Below are 19,656 nucleotides of genomic sequence, written 5' to 3' on the forward strand. Positions count from 1 at the left end.
GGAGATATTATGCTTACCCCCGGAATTGCAGGTTCGCCAGGCGCTGATAGAGGCTGTTCTCGCGCATCAGCTCCTCGTGGGTGCCGACGGCGAGCAGGCGCCCCTGGTCCAGCACGGCCGTACGATCGGCGTTTCTCACCGTCGCCAGCCGATGGGCGATGACCAGCGTGGTGCGCCCGGCGGTCACGGCCGGCATCGCCTGCTGGATCAGGCTTTCACTCTCGGCGTCCAGGGCGCTGGTGGCCTCATCGAGCAATAGAATCGGTGCATCCGCCAGCAGGGCCCGGGCGATGGAGATGCGCTGCTTCTGTCCGCCCGACAGCCCGAGCCCCGCATCCCCGAGCCCTGTGTCATAGCCTTGGGGCAAGCGCTGGATAAACTCATGGGCCTGGGCGATCCGGGCGGCGCGCTCGACATCCTCCTGGCTTGCATCGGGCCGTGCGTAGCGAATATTGTCCGCCACGGTGCCATGAAAGAGTGCCGGGTCTTGCGGCACCAGGGCAAAGCAGCGGCGCAACGCCTCCAGAGAAAGCTCCGCCGTATCGACCCCGTCAATCAGAATTCGGCCGTTCCCGGGCGGGTAAAAGTGCAGCAACAGATCGAACAGGGTCGACTTGCCCGCGCCGGACGGCCCCACCAGCGCGAGTGTCTCTCCGGCCTTCACCTCCAGAGTCAGATCAGACAGGGCCGGGAGCTCCGCACGCCCAGGGTAACTGAAGCTCAGCTGCTCGATCCGGATCTCACCCTGAACCGGGTGCGGCAGGGTTTGAGAGGTATCCCCTCGATCGTCTCGACGAGGTAACTCCGGCTCGGTATGCAGCAGCTCAAACAGCCGCGCGGCCGACCCGGCCGCGCGTTGCAGCTCGCCAATGACCTCGCTGATTGCCCCGGCGGCCAATCCCACCAGCATGCTGTAAAACACAAACGCTGCCAGTTCGCCCGGGGTGATCGCGCCACGGATCACATCCAGTCCGCCCACCCAGATCACGATGCCCACCGCGCCCATCACCAGGGAGATGGCCAGTGTGGTCAGCCAGGCCCGCTGGCGAATGCGCGCTTTGGCAATGCGAAAGGCGTTTTCCGAAACCTCTGCGAAAAAGCGCTGGTCGTGGGGCTGGTGGTTGAAGGCCTGAACCGTCTTGATCTGGGTCAGGTTTTCACCGACATAGCTGCCGACATCGGCCACTCTATCCTGACTGAGCCGGGATAAATGCCGCACCCGACGACCAAAAAACAGAATCGGTGCGATGACCAGGGGAAAGCCCAGCAGGATGATGCTCGCCAGTTTGGCGTTGGTGATGAAAAGCAGAATCAGCCCGCCGATCAACATCAGCGTGTTGCGCAGGGCAATCGAAACGGTGGAGCCAATGACTGACTGAAGAATCGTGGTGTCGGCGGTAAACCGGGACTGAATCTCCAGCGCCCGGTTCTGTTCAAAAAAGCCGGGGTGAAGATCGATCAAATGGTTGAAGACCTTCACGCGGATGTCCGCTACAACCCGCTCCCCGATCCAGGACACCAGATAGAATCGCGCAAAGGATCCAAAGGCGAGCCCCAGTACCAGCACAAAGAACAGACCCATGGCCCGGGCCAGACTCTCCGGGGATTATGTGGCCAGCCCCTGATCCACCAGAATCCGCAGCCCCTGGCCTAACCCCAGGGTGACGCCGGCGGTGGTGACCAGAGCGACCAGGGCCCAGATCACCGCCCCGCGATAGGGGCGGATCAGGTCGATGACCAGTGTCAGGGCCTTGCGGTGTTGGCTCTTGATGAGGTGTCTCCCGGGTGATGTGCCAGTAGTCTGACCACCGTCAACTGTGATCAGGGATGGCCAAACAGCTTTTTCCGCCGGATCCGGTCGGCAACCACCGCCGGCACCTTGTGTTCCCAGCCGGATTGACCCGAGCCGATCTGTTTCAACACTTCCGGAGAGAAGATGTCCAGATAGTCTTCATTGAACTGGTCGAGCTGGGCAAGATACCCATTATCCAGCAGATAGTGATACAGATGGTGTAGCCGCTCGGCCACCTCCAGGTTGTCCGCCTTGAGCAGTTTTCCGGTGGCTGTGTCGCGGAAGGGGTAGATATGAAGCTTTACCTTGTTTTTGAACAGTCGTCCGAAACCTTCCAGTAGGCCCCCGGGCAGCTTCTGATAGTAGCTCTCATCGAACAGGTCGAGCAGGCTTTGGGCGCCCATGGCGAAGCCGATGTGGCCCTGGGTATTGCGGTTCAGGTAGCTGGCCAAGCGGTGGTACTCCGGATAATCGGTAATGAGCACGGTATGGCCCGCCGCTTCCAGCACCTCGGCACGACTGACAAAGTCGTCCAGGTCCACTTCGCCCCCGGCATTGAGGTTGTGCAGTGTCATTTCCATGATGGCCACGATCTCGCCGGGCTCGGTACCCAATTCGGTTTCCATGTTCTTTAATGCGGATTCGAGCATGTCGATATTGACGTGGGTGACCGGACGAAAGCGCCCGCGCTCCACCAGCACCGACTTCTTGCGCAAATGTTCCGAGGGCTGAAGCACCTGGCCGCCGGCGGAAAACATGGCAGCGCCGCTCAGTCCCAGCTGCACCAGGCGCAGGCTCATGATGCGATTGTCCACCTGCTCAAAAGCCGCGCCGGAGAAATCCACCATATCCACTTCCAGGCGATCCACGCTCAGACCATCGAGCAGTGACTGCACCAGTCGGTCGGGATCATCGCTCAGATAACAGGCGCCGTACACCAGATTGACGCCCACCAGACCCAGCGCGTCCTGCTGCATCGCGTTCTCGTTATCGAGCATGCGCACGTGAATGATGATCTCACTGGCCTCGGCGCCCGGCTCCGCCTGGAAGCGCACACCGAGCCAGCCATGACACTCGTTGGTACCCTGATAATTGCGGGCCGAGACGGTATTGGCAAAGGAGAAAAACGCGGTGCTCTCGCCCCGGCTTACCGCCAGACGCTCCAGCGTGAGGTCATACTCGTAGCCGAGCATGGACTCCAGCCGTTCGCGACAGACGTAACGGGCGCACTTGCCATAAATGGCATCGCTCACTGCCATGTCGTAAGCGGAGATGCTTTTGGCGATGGTGCCGGCCGCGCCGCCGGCCTGGAAAAACCAGCGCACGACCTCCTGCCCCGCGCCAATTTCAGCAAAGGAGCCGTAGCGGCTGTTGTCCAGATTGACGGTGAGTGCCTTTTCGCGGGGGTGTTGCGGGTGCTGGCTCATGGTGTTGAGTCACTCCTCGGCCTGGGTGTCAGAGGGATCAGTGCGCTGGAAGGCTTCACTGGCCAGAGAATAGTCCGCAGCTGATGGGGACACACTAGATGGGAAGCAGGGCAGGTCCCTCAGATAACTACCTATAAGTCATTGAAAATACTCAAATATCAAAAATTATCTTAGCAGCAATTCATATGGCGGGCAATCCCACGCGCCATGAGTTCTGCCGTCCCAAGTCGACGGCCGGGATGCCAGTCAAAGGAAGGTGGCCAATGACGCTATGGTCCTTAAGTTCGTTAACGCACCGAGGCCTGCGCAATAATCTGTGACAGTGTTGTTTTGGATGCCTTGATGGGAAACACCGAAAAGCGGTGATGTATGACTGTGGACTCACTGATGTCTTTTCGAAGGAGTTCGGGCCCTCGCCACGAACCTTCCCGGCCCTAGTTCCGATGCTTCGGCTGGATCGTATTTATGTGCGCGGGGTTCGCGGGTTCAGTCCAATAACGCTGCCTGTTCGGCCCTGGGCTCATCTGTCAGATCATGCCCCTTTGGCTTCGGAGGTTGACCTGTGAACAAACGTTGGCGCGAAGGTAACAGAGTTTTATTACTGGAAAATGGCGATGAGCTGTTTCCCAGAATGCTTCATCATATCGATCAGGCGACGCATGAGATTCTTCTGGAAACGTTCATTTGGTTTGACGATCCGGCCGGACGAAAATTTAAGCGGGCATTGGTTGACGCAGCGCAGAGGGGAGTCTGGATATCGGTACTGGTCGATGGATACGGATCCCATTATCTCCCCGAAGCTTTTATTGCGGAGCTTTGCGAGGCGGGGGTGCGCTTCCATGTGCATGACCCCAAGCCCACCTGGTTCAGGGTAAGGCTGAATATATTAAAGCGTATGCATTGTAAGATAATGGTCGTCGATGGGAAGGTGGCGTTCATCGGTGGCATAAATATTTCTCAGAGCCAGGTCTCGGACTTCGGGGCCGGTTTCAAGCAGGATTACGCTGTAGAGATCCGGGGTCCAGTGGTCGATGACATACGAAATCTGGTTCAACAAGCGGCGCAGGTATACGCTCCCGAACAGCTTGATTTCGTCGATCTTCCTGAAATCCCCGAACCGGAAAGTGATACCGGTGGGTTGGTGGTTCGACTTGTCACCCGTGATAACGAACGACACAGAAGCGATATAGAACAGCAGTTTCTGATTCGGATGCGAAAAGCAGAGTCTCATATAACCATTGCCAATCCCTACTTTTTTCCGGGCTATCGTATGCTAAGAGAGCTTCGGCGTGCGGCTCGTCGGGGGGTAAAGGTGCGACTCCTGGTTCAGGGGCAATTGGGGTCGCCTCTGGCCATGAGGGCGGCTAAAACCCTTTACGACTTTCTGGTGGAGTCGGGGGTTGAGGTCTACGAGTACAGGGAACGTCAATTGCACGGTAAAATTGCCGCCATTGACGACGATTGGTCCACCGTCGGATCCAGTAACCTGGATCCGCTCAGCTTGTCTTTGAACCTGGAGGCCAATGTATTTGTGATTGATCGGGAGTTCAACGAGTTATTGACCAAGCGTATTTTGTCCCTAATGCACGGGGCCAAAGCGCGTCAGGTCAATGAATCCTGGATTTACAGAAGAACAATGATCAAGTGGCTTGGTAGCTTTGTCATATATCACCTTTCGCGCCATTTCCCGGGTTTCGCCGGCTGGCTCCCTCCCATAGGCCCGGATGGAAAAAGTTTTGCGGATTCCGCAGCGCTATCTCAGGAAGAAAATCAAAGAGACGTGTGATCATGGTTGACGCCCCAGAAAATGAAGAAGCTTCCCGGTCCTCCAGACCACCTGCCAGGTCGAAGTCAGGTCTCTGGCGTTGGGGAAAGAATCTACTCACCATCGTATTTCTGGCTCTCGTCGGATGGCTGTTGATCAGCCACGCACGGGAAGTTGATTGGAGCGAAGTCAAGCAAGCGCTTGACAGCTACACCTGGGTGCACATTGCCGCTGGCGTATTGTTGGCGCTATCAACCTACATCGCCTATTCAGGGTACGATGTGCTGGCGCGTTACATGATTGGCCATCGGATTCCTGTACCAACGACGATGACCATTGCGTACATTTGTTGTGCCTTTACGTTAAACCTTGGTGCGTTGATTGGCAGTTTGGGCTTCCGCTACCGTCTCTATTCTCAATACGGTGTCAGTAAGGGCAATATTGCACGCATAGTCGGCATTTTGATCACCACTAATTGGTTGGGTTACATTGCCTTGGCTGGGGTTGTTTTTGTGAGTGGCGCGGTAGTGGTGCCCAACAGCTGGGAGATAGGCGCTCTTGGCCTACGCATTCTGGGCGGGGTGTTCCTGGCACTGGTGGTTTCCTATCTTCTATTGTCGCTTTTTTCCCCTAAGCGGACGCTTGAGATCCGGGGGCAGACAATCACTCTTCCCTCCATAAAAATCGCCGGTTTTCAATTGGTGCTTTCCTGTAGCCACTGGGCGTTGATGGCGGCAGTCATTTACAGCTTTCTGTATACGGAAATCGGATACTTCCCACTGTTGGGGGTCCTTCTGATCAGTGCCATTGCGGGGATCATTGCCCATGTACCAGGTGCCCTGGGCGTACTGGAGGCGGTGTTTATCGCCCTGTTGGGAAGTGAAATAAACCCCGCTGTTCTGGTGGCGGCGCTGATTGCCTATCGCGTGGTCTTTTACTTATTGCCCCTGGTCATCGCCGGCGCGGCGTATCTGGTAATTGAAATGGTGCCCAGGAAATCTGAGCCTGCCGAAGCGTAGACTTGTTCGCTATGTGTATCCATTCCCACAGAGCCCTCATCTTTATAGTTATAACCCTGTTAGTGACGACATGTTTTAAATGGGCACAATGACAGGCGTATTGGAGGTTGTCTGGGGAAAGTCGGTGCCGGCTGTGCCGATTTAAAAAAAGAGGCGTTGAGCGCCTCTTTAATTGCTTTTGAGAAGTCCCATCAGAAAACGGTTCAGTCCTATGGCTAATGAGAGCCTTGCCTGGGTTAGTTGACTATTTTCTCCAGAACCATGAGATACCCAAACTTGAAATCACGGGTTTTAAGCCCGGCATCCACATCTTCCTGGGATGCAGTGTCGGTAGGTTGGAACTCAGCTGACATGGCTTGCTCCCAGCCTTCGTACATATTAGCGGTGACATGACTGGCATAGGCATCGTTGCCAATGGGGCTTATGCTTCGCAGCAGTACCCAGCTTCCCAGGTTTCCACTAGCTACCCTCTGTTGCTGATAGGGCTGGAATACGCCCATTTCCGCAGTTTCATATGCAGCGTACGATTCAAGGTCCGCTTTCATCATTTCCATAGAAGCGACCATTCCTGGTTTCATCTCAAAGTCGTCTTCTGTTCTGGCGATCAGCTCCATATACATTCTTGTGCCCAGATCGCGAGAATCTGCTGTTTGCTCAAACTTCTCATTACGCTCCTTTTCGCTCATTTCGGGGTAAGCGTTTTGCAGGGCAGCCAATATGTCGTCACCCTCCATCATCTTGACCGGATCGTCGTAGAGGGTGGCGGTCATATATTGGTATCCCTGGTGTTCGCCGCCTGGGCGCAAGGACCAAAAATGCCATCCGACTATAGCCCCCGTTTTTACCCGTTCCTGGTGGATTTTCTCCCAGAAATTCTCCGTTTCAGCATAAGCGTTCTCCTGACTGTTATCCACCTTCATCAGCTCCAGAACCACAAAAAGCTGACCCTCAGACTCTTGATCTTGTGCTGCACTAAAACCGGAATAAAATAATATTCCAGACAGGAATATTGCAAAGATATGTTTTCTGTTCATGATGTTGTCCTTCAATCAATTGATGGGAATGGGATTTGTTTCATACATCCATGTTCACGTAAGCATTACCAGTCGGTAAATAGAAAACGCTATTTTAAGTGAATAGCCAAGTCGGTATCGGTATCTTTAGGATCTGCTATTTCTGAAAGAGGGAAACGCTTCTATGAGCGAAGACTTTGGAGGAGGGCTGAGAGTCGAAAAAGCATTCGAAATCTGGGCTTTTCTTCGGGTCTTCACAAGATGGGATCAGAAACAAATATCCCTTCCCTAATATTTTTCCATTTCTGAGAGTAGGCTCAGATGACTGAACCGTCAAACGCCCGTTTAGCTCTTGTTGTTATAACGAGAAAATTTTTAATGTTGGTTTCAAGTACATCTCTTTCAAAATTGGGGTTATCCAGATCCTTTCGTCGCTGACTTCTTTGCCATACATATCGTTCCGAGCTGGGCACTCCATCAACGGAATGAACAAGAAGAATCAGGCTGTCCAGACACCACTTGCATAATCGGAAAGTTTGTACTAAATGTTTAAAGCTTAGGCAAAAGTTTCTGCCGAGGCAGTTTTTTGAACAACTTCTTAAAACATTTCTTTTAAGTGCTTTTTTAGATAAAGAAATGCATGTCACACCTTCGTTTCGACCCTTGGTGTCACATTGAGGGAAGATTATTTACATCACCAAAGATTCTGGAGGTCAGTATGCAACACGCTTTCTTTTCCTCTGCCGTTTCCTGCCTTCTACTGGTATTGAGCGCGGCAACGTCCAGCCTGGCTCACGCCGACAAGGAAAGCAAAATTCGCAGCGCCATGAGTGCCGCGCCCCCTTCCATCGCCGAAAGCGCCACAATCAGAGATTGGCCTTCTGAAGAGGGAGGAGATATGACGCTATTGCGAGAAGGCTCCAATGAGTGGACCTGTCTGCCCGACATGCCCCATACGCCGGGGAACGATCCCATGTGTCTTGACGAACCCTGGCTGGCCTGGGCCGACGCCTGGATGAATAAAAGCGAGCCGAAAATTGACAGGATGGGCTTTGGCTACATGCTGCAAGGCGGCACACCGGAGAGCAACACGGATCCCTATGCCGAGGGACCCACGCCCGATAACGAGTGGATCGAGGAGCCTGTACCTCATCTGATGATTCTGGTTCCGGATGATTCGACGCTGGAAGGATTGCCTACCGAAGCAGACGATGGCGGCCCCTGGGTCATGTGGCGTGATACGCCCTATGTCCACATCATGGCCCCCATGCCAAAGTACGAGCCCGAAGGCATGTAATAATCGCGGCGCGCAGCGGAGATTCTGCCCCCTGCATGGAGGCCAGCGGTGTGCATAGCCATCGGTCAGAGAGAGGCTGGTGGATATTGCATGCCTTTACGGCCAGAGGCATAAGCCTCCGGCCAAGAGCAAAGGCGTCAGGAGGCTAACCGCCACATTACCTGCCATCGCCTTACCCAGTCGCTCCGGTTGAGCGGCGTAACGGGACACCTGGTGAGCACACCAAAACGCCACAGGGGCGGTGAACATGCCACTTAGCGCAATAGGAGGCAGGAAGGTGAGCAGGACACCGGCCAGCAGCAGGCCGTAAGCAGCCAGCATTTGCCAAAGAAACACGCGGGCGCCAACTCCGTAGCCGTAGCGGATTAACAAGTGCCTCCGCCCGGCGGCCCGGTCTGCGTCCACATCAGGGAATTGGTTAAGCAACAAAAGGTTATTCACCAAAAAGAAAACCACCAGGGTCAACAACACGGCTTCGAGGGGGTAGTTACCCCCGATCACCCGATGACTGCCCAAAACCAACAAGCCAAAGCCGGCCCCGGGCGCTATGAGGCAAAAAATCACGCTTCGGGTGAGCCAGCGGGTATAACCCAGCACCAGGATGAGGCCGACCAGAACCAGTGGGGCCACCGCCATTTGGGTGCGCCATAAAAACCAACCCATAAGCACCAGCATCAATGCCACAGTGGCTAATCCAAGGACCAGAACCGCCGGAGCCGACTTCGGGTGGGCCGGCAGGTAACCGCTGCCGCCGCTAAAAGGCGTACGCTCCGTCGTGCTGTCCAGTCCGGACTGAAAGTCCTGGTATTCGTTGATGATGTTGACCGCCGCGTGGGCGGCGAGCGCCCCCAGCATGGCCAGCCAGGCGTCAATCCAGCTCCAGGTCAGACCAAAACGGGCCGCGGTGGCCCAGCCCAATAAAATACAAGTGGGAGCCAGTAGCAGAAAAGGAGGGCGAGCTGTTTGCAACAGCTGAACGGGGCTGGAGCCCAGAACGGTTTGGTACCGATTGTAAAATGCCATAGGATAATCAGTTGATAGTGACAATTTAAGTTGGAAACTACGACGTCAATAAAATCAACGACTTACGGGATCGCGGAACACAATTTAAGTTGGAAACTTTTCCCTGCTTTCAAGGATTAGTCTATTAAATCTCTTGGCAATTAAGTAGGAAACTGACCTGAATGCCAAGGTGAAGGTTGTAACACATTGATATTATTATGTTTTCCTGTTCTTCCTCGGAGGTAGCACCGAAGAAGAAGTTCCGAAAGCGGGATAGCAGCTCGGGTTGATTACGGCCCAATAAACCAGCTGTCTCGAAGCATTAGGCCATGGACTTTTGAATTACTGAGGTCCTATAAGCGAGCGGCTTAGGCAAAATACCTGTCACTGCTGGAATGTCTGGGCGAAAAAGCCAATGACTAAGCGTTAAATTTTGTTTGACAACGTTGTCTTAACTTGGTTATCCTTCTTCATAACGAGGTATGTTTGGCGCTCTCCTATTTGCGGGGCTTTTGCGGAAGCGGGCCCCGCCTTTTTTCGAGAGTCTGAAACCTCTCGCGCGTCAGGAACTCTGGCTGCGTTTAGCCAAATGTTTGTAAAGCGGCCAATTATGCCCTTTCCTTCTGATTAAAAAGAGGTTGTTTATGGTCAGTGCGCCAGGCGAAGAGCACTATTATTTGGGAATTGACGGGGGTGGTACCAAGTGCAAAGCTTGTATCGCCACCGCAGACGGACGAGTTTTGGGGACTGCTCTGGCTGGTCCAGCGAACCCACTCCATGGTTTTGAGCAGACTTTAGACTCCATTGAGTGTGCAGCGCGGCGCGCGTTGAAAGATGCGCAGCTTCCCCCTGAGACCCTTCAACATCTAATTGCCGGTGTGGGGCTGGCAGGTGTGAATGTTCCCGACCTATACCGGTCAATCAGCGAGTGGCGGCATCCTTTCGATCATCTGTATCTCGCCACAGATTTGGGTATTGCTAACATGGGAGCGCACCACAGTGAAGATGGGGCAGTGATTGTGGTAGGCACGGGCTCATCAGGTTATGCCCGTGTAAACGGGGTGGAGCGACTCCTTGGAGGGCATGGCTTTCCCTATGGTGATCAGGGCAGCGGCGCCTGGATGGGGCTGGAAGCGATCAAAGCGGTGCTACTGGCATCCGATCAATTGGGGCCACCTACCAATCTTACAGAGGGAGTGGCGAGGCTACTCGGCGCGAAAGGGATTGCGATCGTTGAGGTGATGTCCGGACGCCCCTCGAGCGAATATGCCAAGCTGGCGCCTCTTGTCTTTTCTGCAGCTGAAGAGGGAGACGACGTGGCTCAAAAAATCGTGGAGGAGGGTGCCAGTTATATTAGCTCTATGGCATATAAGCTTCTTGATTGCCAACCCGGGCGGCTGTCATTAATCGGTGGTTTGGCAGCTAGAATTGAAGGTTGGTTGGCACCGGGGATCTTGAAAGATCTCTCCATACCACTGGGGCCTCCGGAAGAGGGCGCAATTCTGTTTGCACGTCAAAGACACCTCAAAGCTAATATTGCATGAATTTCTAAAAGACAGCCCATAAAAATTTAAGACAATCGCGAGGCAACTATGAGCACTCAGGCCGGTATGCAGCAACGCACATCCAGCACCTTGGTTCCCATGACTATAATTGGGGTTTTGTTCTTTGTGTTCGGTTTTGTCACCTGGCTGAACGGAGCCCTGATCCCTTTCCTGCAAATTGTCTGCGAACTCAATGAATTTCAGTCGCTATTTGTCACCTTTGCTTTCTATATTGCCTACACGGTGATGGCCTTGCCTGCCGCATTTATATTACAGCGTACAGGGTATAAAGCTGGGATGGTAATAGGACTAGGCGTAATGGTGGCAGGATCATTAACGTTTATTCCTGCCGCACAGACCAGTAACTATGGCGTATTTTTGGTGGCGTTATTCATGCTTGGTACTGGGTTGACCTTGCTGCAAACTGCTGCTAACCCTTACATCGTCTGTGTTGGTCCTCGTGAGAGCGCCGCAATGCGTATGAGCATAATGGGGCTCCTCAATAAAGGTGCCGGGGTAGTAGCGCCTGTAGTTTTTACGCTTTGGGTGTTAACGGGAATGGATCAGTTTGATGAAAAGGTACTGATGTCGCTCAGCTCAGGTGAGCGTGAGGCACGGCTGGCAGAGCTATCCAATCGTCTAGTAGTGCCCTACTTATATATGGCGGGCGCACTTTTAGCCCTGATGCTATTTGTTCACTTCTCATCACTCCCGGAGCTAGATGTGGATGCGGAGGATGATGAAGCAGCGGCAGACAAGTGGGGCATTCTTCGTCATCCCCAGGCTATTCTCGGTTCTATCGCGCTTTTTATGTACGTTGGTGTGGAAGTGATTGCGGGCGACACTATCGGGCTTTATGGAAGAAGAATGGATGTCCCTAATTTTGGGTCCCTAACCGCCTACACTATGACATTTATGGTTGTCGGGTATCTAATTGGCGTGGTGTGTATTCCCCGTTACTTGAGTCAGGCAAAAGCGCTCGTTGGCTCTGCCGTGTGTGGTGGCGTATTTACTTTGGGAGTATTGTTCGGTTCTGTGGAAAGCCATGCAATATCAACAGTTCTTTTTGGCTGGTCGGGAATTCAGACTGTCCCTGACACGGTCACGTTTCTAGCGCTGCTTGGCTTGGCAAATGCACTATGTTGGCCGGCCATTTGGCCGCTGTCCCTTACGGACTTGGGGAAACATACCAGTGTGGGGTCGGCATTACTAATTATGGGTATCGCTGGAGGTGCTGTAATACCGCTAATATATGGCCATTTTGCCGAAACCACGAGTAATCAGTCAGCCTACTGGGTAATGATACCTTGTTACCTTTATATACTTTTTTACGCAGTAAAAGGGCATAAACTTCGAAAATGGTAGCGACAGATCCATAAGTTTCTTCCTCCGCTTGGTCGGCACTGCCGGCCTTTTTTATAGCTTTCTTCTGTCAGCAGATAACTCGGTGCTTGCACCATTGTATTTCTGCCACACCTCGTTGAAGGCGAAGCCTTTAATGTAAATCATGTGACCCTATTCTCGATTATGCTTTGATTGCTAGTGCATTGCCCTTTATCGAGACGAAGTGTGAAAAATCATTTAGTACATTTTTAAATACTGTATCAGCAAATATTTCTGACAACTTTCCTAATAATCTCTAGGTTTCTATCAAAAATAAAAATGTATTGGAATTATATAACAGTCTATTTTAAAAAAGTTTTTGATCGATCTAGCGAGTGATATCCAGATCAATTCCACAGACCCACTTCTCCCGTATGGGACTAAGAACTTGAAGAGTGATCTTATTATTCATCCAAATACGTATTTTCCATCAATGATTGTAGAGATCAAGTGAAGAAACGGAAGCTCATGTTGAATGAAATGAGCAGTAAGTCTCTGAAAAAACAGAGTAATTTAAACCGTCGACTTGAACCACAAAATCGTTATAACTAAAGATTATTAAAAATACAAACCGAAAAAGCAACTCGATATTTCCACTTATTGACAACGTTGTCCCAATCGGAGTATAAAATCATCTGCAAGTACGCTTTTTTACATGAAGCATGTGCGTGAGGAAGAAAGAAAGACTAGGAACGATACTAAGAAGTTATCAATAGAACCTGTTGATAACAAACCTAGAAAATTGAAAAAACATGAAACCACTATGCACTTTAAAGTTATTCTAAGGGGACACTATGAACACTGGATTGAATTTCATCCATCACAAAAAGTCCACGTTGGCGTTAGCGATGGCGTTATCGCTCTCAGCTGCCAATTCAGCGACTGCGCAACAGTCCGAAAGCTCTGACTCAACAGCTGCGCCTCAGCTCGAAAGTATCGTCGTGACAGGCATACGCGGGAGCCTGAATCGTGCATTGGAACAGAAGCGCAGTTCAATTGGCGTCACAGATGCAATATCGGCAGAAGATTTGGGCAAGTTTCCCGATTTGAATATCTCAGAGTCGTTGCAGCGCATCCCTGGTGTTACGCTTAATCGAAATGTTAATGGTGAAGGCCAGACAATCAACCTTCGAGGTTTAGGCCCGCAGTTCACGAGGGTAGAAATCAACGGTATGTCTGGTACCGGTAACGGTTCTGGAGGCCGATTTGGCACCAGTTCGGGAGAGCGTGGCTTCGACTTCGAGTTACTCGCAGCAGAGCTTTTCAGTAACGTCAAAATCAGCAAGTCACCAAGCGCGAGTCAGGTTGAAGGCGGGATGGCAGGCGTCGTATCTCTGGAAACACCTAAACCGTTGAGCTATAAGGGCACTGAAGCGACGGCATCGGTACAGGGAAACTACAGCGATGTCACCGGAGAAACTGATCCACGTGCATCATTTTTAGTATCAAAGAATATTGACGATGTTTTTGGTGTCTCCTTTTCGCTGGCGTACGCCGATAAGAATTCTAGGTCTGACACCGCCGAGGCCGGCGTTTGGCGTCCCGCGTCAGTCGTGGGTCGAGGAACCAGTGATGCTTACATCCCCAATGGCACTCGTTACTACAACTTTCTGGAAGAAAAAGAAACATTAGGTAGTACCTTAACCCTACAATACCAACCTTCATCCGAGCTAGAAGTCACTGTCGACGCCATATACGCTAACCTTAGTAGCGAGCGAGTTGCTAACCGGAACGACATGCCAATCGAAAATCCAGGGCCAGTAGAAGACATTACGGTTGAAAACAGGATTGCAACATCTGGTAGTTTCACAGGCGTCCAACAACGCGTCGGAACCAACTACCTGGAGACTGAGGAAGATTTTGGACAGTTCAGTGCAAAAGCTGACTGGGAGCCAAACGAAGATTGGAAGATTAGCCCGTTTATCGGATATTCGAATCGGAAGGCTGATCGGAAATTCGACCTTTACTCGTTTCGACTTGCTGATGAAGATGGCTTTGATCCGGGTGTGGTATCCTACGATTTGAGGGGCGATTTCGTAGATTTTTCTTCGACGACTACTGACTTCATGAGTTCTCCTGAGGACTTCCTGTTCAATGTATTTATCCTTAGGCCGTCCGTGGACGAGGACTCTGAAGTATCGACAAAGCTAGACTTTGAGCGATTTTATAACTCACGTGGACTCACATCTGTTCAGTTCGGTTTTCGCTATGCTGATCGTGAGAAAACTCGCATTCAAACGCAGGAGCGTCTTCAGCGGAATGTTGACGACCTTAGAACCGTTCCAGATCTATCGTCAGTTGCGACCTTACTGCCATTTGAAGTCGACGGCGCGAATGCACCCAGTCAACAGTTGAGCGCAGATCCGGATCTAATCCGAGAAGTCTACTACCCCAATGGAAATGCAGTAAACGGCACTTTTATTCGGCCATTGCCAGGGTTTGGTGCATCCCAGTCCTGGTCTGTTGATGAAAAGACATTTAATGCCTATGTTCAAGCCAATTTCGAGTTTGATCGCGCGCAGTTCAATGTAGGTTTGAGGCTGGCTGATACTGAACAAACATCCAGCGGTAACCGAGTAGCCAACATCTTTCAACCAACTGAGCAGATTATCCCCATAAGCGTTAGCAACAGCTACAGGGAATACCTGCCAAGTGCCAATTTCAAATACGACCTTACTGATGAGGTCGTCATTCGATCAGCGTACTCTAAAACTTTGACCCGGCCAAATCTCTCAAGCTTGGCGCCGTCCGAAACGGTAGCAGGTATTGACGAGGGTGGTGGCACTGGGCAGAAAGGTAACCCCAACCTGGAGCCGTTTACCGCTGACAACTTTGATTTTGGCGTGGAATGGTATTTTGCTGATGAAGCTCTTCTTTCGGGTTTACTTTTCTATAAAGACATTGGCGGGTTGATCGACACTGCGAGTTTTACTGAGGTTCGCTCGTTCCCTCGTCAAGCAGACGGGGTTATTGTTGAGGGTCCGATTGTCTTCAATACCTTTGAAAACGGTGCGTCTGCAGAAATTAAAGGTTTGGAGCTTGCCTACCAGCAGCCACTAGGAGTTCTGGGTGATTGGGCCGAAAATTTCGGCTTCCTGTTCAACTACACCTATGCTGACAGTTCTGCTGATTTCAATGCCGAAGACGATGTCCGAAGCACAGGTCTTCCTGGGTTGTCTAAGTCCAGTTACAACACGTCAGTTTACTATGACGACGGTACCTTTGACGTTCGAGTCTCTTATGCGTGGCGAGAGCGCTTTCTGGCTCAATTTAGCGATGACTTCGGTGTGTCGAGATTTATTGACGACTATGGTCAGCTTGATGTCTCTGCAAACTACCGAGTAACGGACAACTTCCAGCTTCAGTTCCAGGCACTCAACTTGGCTAATGAGCAGTTGATAAACCAGGCAACCTCCTTGTTTCTTCCATATGGCGTTAATGATCTAGATCGTCGTGTTCTCTTTGGGGCGCGATATAGCTTCTAAGCCAACTTTGTATCGGAGTCAATACTTTTGACTCCGATACGTTGGATATATTATGTACCTACGTCTATTTTAAAGTTCGGAACTGACCAATCGGCCTTTTGTGATCCATACTTTGTGCAATATCTCCCTCTTCATTTCTTAAGATGGTAGTCGATCAGTAACCAAATTAGAAAATGGTGAATAACCTAGAGTAAGCGTTATGGGTAATTTTAAGAAAGTATTAGCGAACTCTACGGGGAGTAAGAGCGAAAAGGGTATATTGGAATAAGGAATAATTGTGGTAGAACGTAATAGTTGGTTCACCAACGTTCAGAGAATGGGTTAGCATTAGCGGATGACCTACTGAAGTGCTTTAAAACCGAGTTCTTTTGAAAACATACCTCATCGCCATTTTTCATTGAGTACCTGTTACAGCCTGATAGATTACCACCTTAAATAGTGCCCGGAATTATTGGTCCGTTTAATAATCTATGTATATTCAGCCAAGTTTATCTAATAGATCCTGCTGTTAATGCCTATAGTGTCTTCCCTCAATCCAGCTATGCTGAGCATTTAGCCTCTGGTCGATAGCGACTACATTGGCACGAAACCCCGGAGCCAGCTGTCCAACTTGGCTTTCTAGGTTGAGCATCTGGGATGGGTAGAGGCTCGCCATTCTTAGTGCTTCCTCAAGCGGCAATGATAACTTTTCTACACAATTTCTTACGGCACTCAGCATGTCTAGGTCTGACCCCGCCAACGTACCGTCGGACGTAGCGCAGCGTCCCTGGACCGCCCTGATCACTTCACCTCTAAGGAAAAATTGCTTGTTGCTTGACCCTACAGTCGGCATGGCATCGGTTACCAATAACACTTTCCCCTTTGCTTTCGCAGCAATGGCCACCTTCGCCGTCGCTGCATGTACATGATGTCCATCGACGATGAGACCACACCAACTATTGATGTCCTCGAGCGCGGCTCCTACAACACCTGGCTCCCGACCGCTCATGGGTGTCATGGCGTTGAAAAGGTGGGTGAAACTTCTCACCCCCGACTTTAGTGCGAGGCGTGTTTGTTCGTAGCTAGCGGCTGTATGCCCAGCCGAAACGAGCACACCCCGGGAGCATAGTTCACGGATCATTTCTGGAGTAGTCCTCTCTGGGGCGAGCGTCACGAGAGTAAACCCGTTTTTTAGAGAGCTGATCAAGTCTACCGCTTCGACAGTGAGGCGCTGGAATTTCGCCTGATCATGGACCCCCTTTCGTTCTGGGTTTAAAAAGGGTCCCTCAAGGTGAATTCCCAAGACTCCAGGCACCCGTTGTTCAATGGCCTGATGGACCGCCGCAATGGCTTTTTCAACAACGGATAGGTCATCACTGATCAAGGTGGGTAAGAACCCCGTTGTGCCGTATCGCCTATGGGCTTCCCCAATCGTTCGTAGACTTTCCACTGTCGGGGAATCGTTGAACAGTACACCGCCGCCACCATTGACTTGTGTATCAATTAGTCCCGGTATTAATCGGCTACCGCTTAAATCGATGGGTTCGAATCCTCCGGGAGTTTCTTTGGTTTGCACTATATCTATTATGCGGCCTTCATCAATGAGCAAAGTTTTATGCTCTAACCATTTATCACCGGTGAAAATGGGAGCATTAAAGAGCGCTTGTTTCATACGTAGTCTCAAAGTTAGACAGTTTCAGTGACTTTATTCAGGTGCGGCGGTTGATCTGGGTGATATCCACGAGCAATCGCCAATGCATTCGCCATTCGATAAAATGATTGTATGGCTAGTATGGGTGCGATCACTGGGTGGCTATGGTGGACGACGAGAAGCTGGTCTGTATCGACAGTTTCATCGGCAACCAAGACACGAGCGCCGCGTTCACGAAATGCGCGCACTAACTCTTCAGTGCCCTCCCGAGTCTCATCTCGCTGCGAAATAACCAATACCGGGAAATCTCGACCGACGATTGCCATAGGGCCATGTTTTACCTCAGCTGCGCTAAAAGCCTCCGCGTGCAAACCGCAGGTCTCTTTCAGTTTTAGCGCCGCTTCCTGGGCTATACCGAGGCCCAAACCACGCCCGATGACAAACAGGTTTTTTGCTAGCCGTAAAGCCGTTACCGCACTAGACCAGTCGAGCTCCCAGGATTTGGCGAGGTTTTCGGGTAGGGTGTCTAGAATAGCCTTTAGGTTTAGATCGTCGGACCAGTGTGAGACGATGTGGAGTATTGCTGACAGACTCGCAATATAGGATTTCGTGGCGGCAATGCTCAACTCCTCTCCAGCCTGCAGGGGTACGACCAGGTCGGCCAGGTTTGCAAGAGGTGAGTCGGCGACATTAACAATAGCGAGAGTTAGAGCGCCACCCTCCTTAGCACGTTGAACATTGGCCAGTAAATCCGGACTTTTTCCTGACTGAGAAATCGCAATGTAAAGCGCCCCGTCGTATTTTTGGGGGCGCTGGTAAACTGACCCTATAGAGGGAGCGGCGGAGCAGGTAAAAAGGCCCAACTGTGTTTCAATCAGGTATTTGGCGTAAGTGGCGGCGTGATCGGAGCTGCCGCGAGCGCAGGTGATTACAAATTGGGGGGCGAAGGCTCGTATCCGCTCCGCAGCGTCTCGTACTATCTCAGAATTAGATCTAAGTTGGTATTTAACCACATTGGCCGCCTCGGAGGCCTCAATATACATCCTAGTTTGTTCCGGCTGAGGTAAAAACGGGGTGTTCATAAGGTTTCCTCTTCATGGCCGCCAAGCCCCATGGAAAGGTATATGGGGATTCGCCGACCGCTAAACGAAAGACAACGTTGTCATTCGAGCCATTTTGCACGTAATAGTTGGATATGTAAAGCCAGTTTTTAGGGGGCTGCCGGAGGGCAAGTGGAGTCGCGTACTATCAGTTGGGGGTAGTAACCTTCGCTCTCTGAAGCTTTCTCACCCTTTTTTCTCCGAATCTGTTCGGTCAGTAAGCGAGTGGCAGTGCATGCAATTTCTGTGTTGGGTTGTTGGGCTGTGGTCAGGTTTGGCCAAGCTTGACGCGAAAAAGGGCTGTCTTCGAAGCCGACGATAGAAAGGTCACGGGGAACGTCTAAACCGTGGAGCCTTGCGGCAAATAGGGTACCGGCTGCTATCTCATCGTTACAGGCGAAAATGGCCGTGGGTCTTGATGAGCGGGCCAAAAGCTGGCGAGTGCGCTTAACCCCAGACTCGAAGGAAAATTCGCCTTTTAGGATGAGGCGGTTGTTGGCCTTGATCTGGTTGTCTTTAAGGGCACTTTTGAAGCCTGCAAGCCGCTCTGAGCTGGACTTGTGTTCTTCGTCCCCACTTAAGAAGGCTATATCCCTGTGTCCCAAATCAATTAAATACTGTGTAATCCGGTAAGCAGCTGTGCGGTCATCTACGAAAACGCAGGGCGACCTGTTATCCGGAGCCTGTGAACCAGATAGTATGCGTACAAAGCGAATATTGCGTTCTCTCAGCGCATCGAGCACTTCAGGTATTTCAGAAATGGGGGGGGTCAGTACCAAACCGCCCACTCTGCTTCGGTCTACCATGTTAAAGATTTCGCTAATCAAACCCGGGGCCTTTGCATCGCAGGGGTGTATGACCAGCTCGTAACCTTGATTATGACACTCTTTGAGGATGCCCCGTTGCATTTCGATTACATAATTGCTGTTGGGGTTGTCGTAGATGAACCCTATAGACGATGACGACCCTCGAAGCCCCCTGGCTGAAAGGTTAGGTTGGTAGTTGAGCTCCTTTATGGCCTTCCAGACTTTGCCTTGTATTTCTTCGCCGACGCTGCTTTCCCTGTTGATTACTCTTGATACTGTCTTGAAAGATACTCCAGCGCTTTTCGCTACGTCTTTGATTGTCGGTTTCATAGCAAGGCTTCCCAATGATCTTAAAACTGCTGCGGGGCGCTGTTGGTACGGCAGTTTAGCACA

13 protein-coding genes are annotated in these 19,656 nt (G+C 51.5%); 6 read left to right on the forward strand and 7 right to left on the reverse strand.

Features of this window, described 5'->3' with window-relative positions; genetic code table 11:
* Positions 1 to 13 precede the first annotated feature (13 nt).
* Both AAE484_RS16240 and AAE484_RS16245 read right to left on the reverse strand, forming a co-directional pair.
* Positions 14 to 1,582 (reverse strand): ABC transporter transmembrane domain-containing protein, encoded by a 1,569-nt coding sequence (locus AAE484_RS16240; RefSeq protein ID WP_341939481.1) that lies wholly within the window; start codon positions 1,580 to 1,582, stop codon positions 14 to 16.
* Between the two features lie 239 nt (positions 1,583 to 1,821).
* Positions 1,822 to 3,219: a hypothetical protein gene (locus tag AAE484_RS16245; protein ID WP_341939482.1), complete on the reverse strand. Its 1,398-nt coding sequence runs from the start codon at positions 3,217 to 3,219 to the stop codon at positions 1,822 to 1,824.
* A 562-nt stretch (positions 3,220 to 3,781) separates the two neighbouring features.
* Between AAE484_RS16245 and clsB the strand changes: the two genes are divergently transcribed.
* Both clsB and AAE484_RS16255 read left to right on the forward strand, forming a co-directional pair.
* Positions 3,782 to 5,005 (forward strand): cardiolipin synthase ClsB, encoded by a 1,224-nt coding sequence (clsB, locus tag AAE484_RS16250; RefSeq protein WP_341939483.1) that lies wholly within the window; start codon positions 3,782 to 3,784, stop codon positions 5,003 to 5,005.
* A 2-nt stretch (positions 5,006 to 5,007) separates the two neighbouring features.
* A complete protein-coding gene (locus AAE484_RS16255; RefSeq protein ID WP_341939484.1) occupies positions 5,008 to 6,003 on the forward strand; it encodes a lysylphosphatidylglycerol synthase transmembrane domain-containing protein in 996 nt (331 codons plus the stop codon).
* Between the two features lie 236 nt (positions 6,004 to 6,239).
* Here the strand turns inward: AAE484_RS16255 and AAE484_RS16260 are convergent, their stop codons facing one another.
* Positions 6,240 to 7,037 carry a hypothetical protein gene (locus AAE484_RS16260; protein ID WP_341939485.1) on the reverse strand — a complete coding sequence of 266 codons (798 nt, stop codon included), beginning with the start codon at positions 7,035 to 7,037 and terminating at the stop codon, positions 6,240 to 6,242.
* A gap of 697 nt (positions 7,038 to 7,734) precedes the next feature.
* Between AAE484_RS16260 and AAE484_RS16265 the strand changes: the two genes are divergently transcribed.
* Positions 7,735 to 8,313 carry a hypothetical protein gene (locus AAE484_RS16265; RefSeq protein WP_341939486.1) on the forward strand — a complete coding sequence of 193 codons (579 nt, stop codon included), beginning with the start codon at positions 7,735 to 7,737 and terminating at the stop codon, positions 8,311 to 8,313.
* 96 nt (positions 8,314 to 8,409) lie between these two features.
* On the opposite strand, the gene AAE484_RS16270 is transcribed toward AAE484_RS16265, so the two are convergent.
* Positions 8,410 to 9,336, reverse strand: a complete 927-nt coding sequence (locus tag AAE484_RS16270; protein ID WP_341939487.1) for a prenyltransferase — start codon at positions 9,334 to 9,336, stop codon at positions 8,410 to 8,412.
* A 623-nt stretch (positions 9,337 to 9,959) separates the two neighbouring features.
* Between AAE484_RS16270 and nagK the strand changes: the two genes are divergently transcribed.
* The 3 genes from nagK (at position 9,960) to AAE484_RS16285 (ending at position 15,727) form a co-directional block, all read left to right on the forward strand.
* Positions 9,960 to 10,859: an N-acetylglucosamine kinase gene (gene nagK, locus AAE484_RS16275; RefSeq protein ID WP_341939488.1), complete on the forward strand. Its 900-nt coding sequence runs from the start codon at positions 9,960 to 9,962 to the stop codon at positions 10,857 to 10,859.
* A 66-nt stretch (positions 10,860 to 10,925) separates the two neighbouring features.
* Positions 10,926 to 12,224, forward strand: coding sequence for a sugar MFS transporter (locus AAE484_RS16280; protein WP_341939489.1), 1,299 nt, complete (start codon positions 10,926 to 10,928; stop codon positions 12,222 to 12,224).
* An 812-nt stretch (positions 12,225 to 13,036) separates the two neighbouring features.
* Positions 13,037 to 15,727: a TonB-dependent receptor gene (locus tag AAE484_RS16285; RefSeq protein WP_341939490.1), complete on the forward strand. Its 2,691-nt coding sequence runs from the start codon at positions 13,037 to 13,039 to the stop codon at positions 15,725 to 15,727.
* Positions 15,728 to 16,235: 508 nt separating this feature from the next.
* Here AAE484_RS16285 and nagA read toward each other — a convergent pair.
* The 3 genes from nagA to AAE484_RS16300 all read right to left on the reverse strand — a co-directional run bounded on the left by nagA (position 16,236) and on the right by AAE484_RS16300 (position 19,593).
* Positions 16,236 to 17,378 carry an N-acetylglucosamine-6-phosphate deacetylase gene (gene nagA / locus AAE484_RS16290; protein WP_341939491.1) on the reverse strand — a complete coding sequence of 381 codons (1,143 nt, stop codon included), beginning with the start codon at positions 17,376 to 17,378 and terminating at the stop codon, positions 16,236 to 16,238.
* A gap of 14 nt (positions 17,379 to 17,392) precedes the next feature.
* Entirely contained in the window at positions 17,393 to 18,439 is a 1,047-nt protein-coding gene (locus tag AAE484_RS16295) for an SIS domain-containing protein (protein WP_341939492.1), read from the reverse strand.
* Between the two features lie 128 nt (positions 18,440 to 18,567).
* On the reverse strand, positions 18,568 to 19,593 hold the full coding sequence (locus tag AAE484_RS16300) for a LacI family DNA-binding transcriptional regulator (RefSeq protein ID WP_341939493.1): 1,026 nt from the start codon (positions 19,591 to 19,593) through the stop codon (positions 18,568 to 18,570).
* Between the last annotated feature and the right edge of the window lie 63 nt (positions 19,594 to 19,656).

Origin of the sequence: Marinimicrobium sp. C2-29, from assembly GCF_038419845.1 — a bacterium.
GTDB lineage: Bacteria > Pseudomonadota > Gammaproteobacteria > Pseudomonadales > Cellvibrionaceae > Marinimicrobium.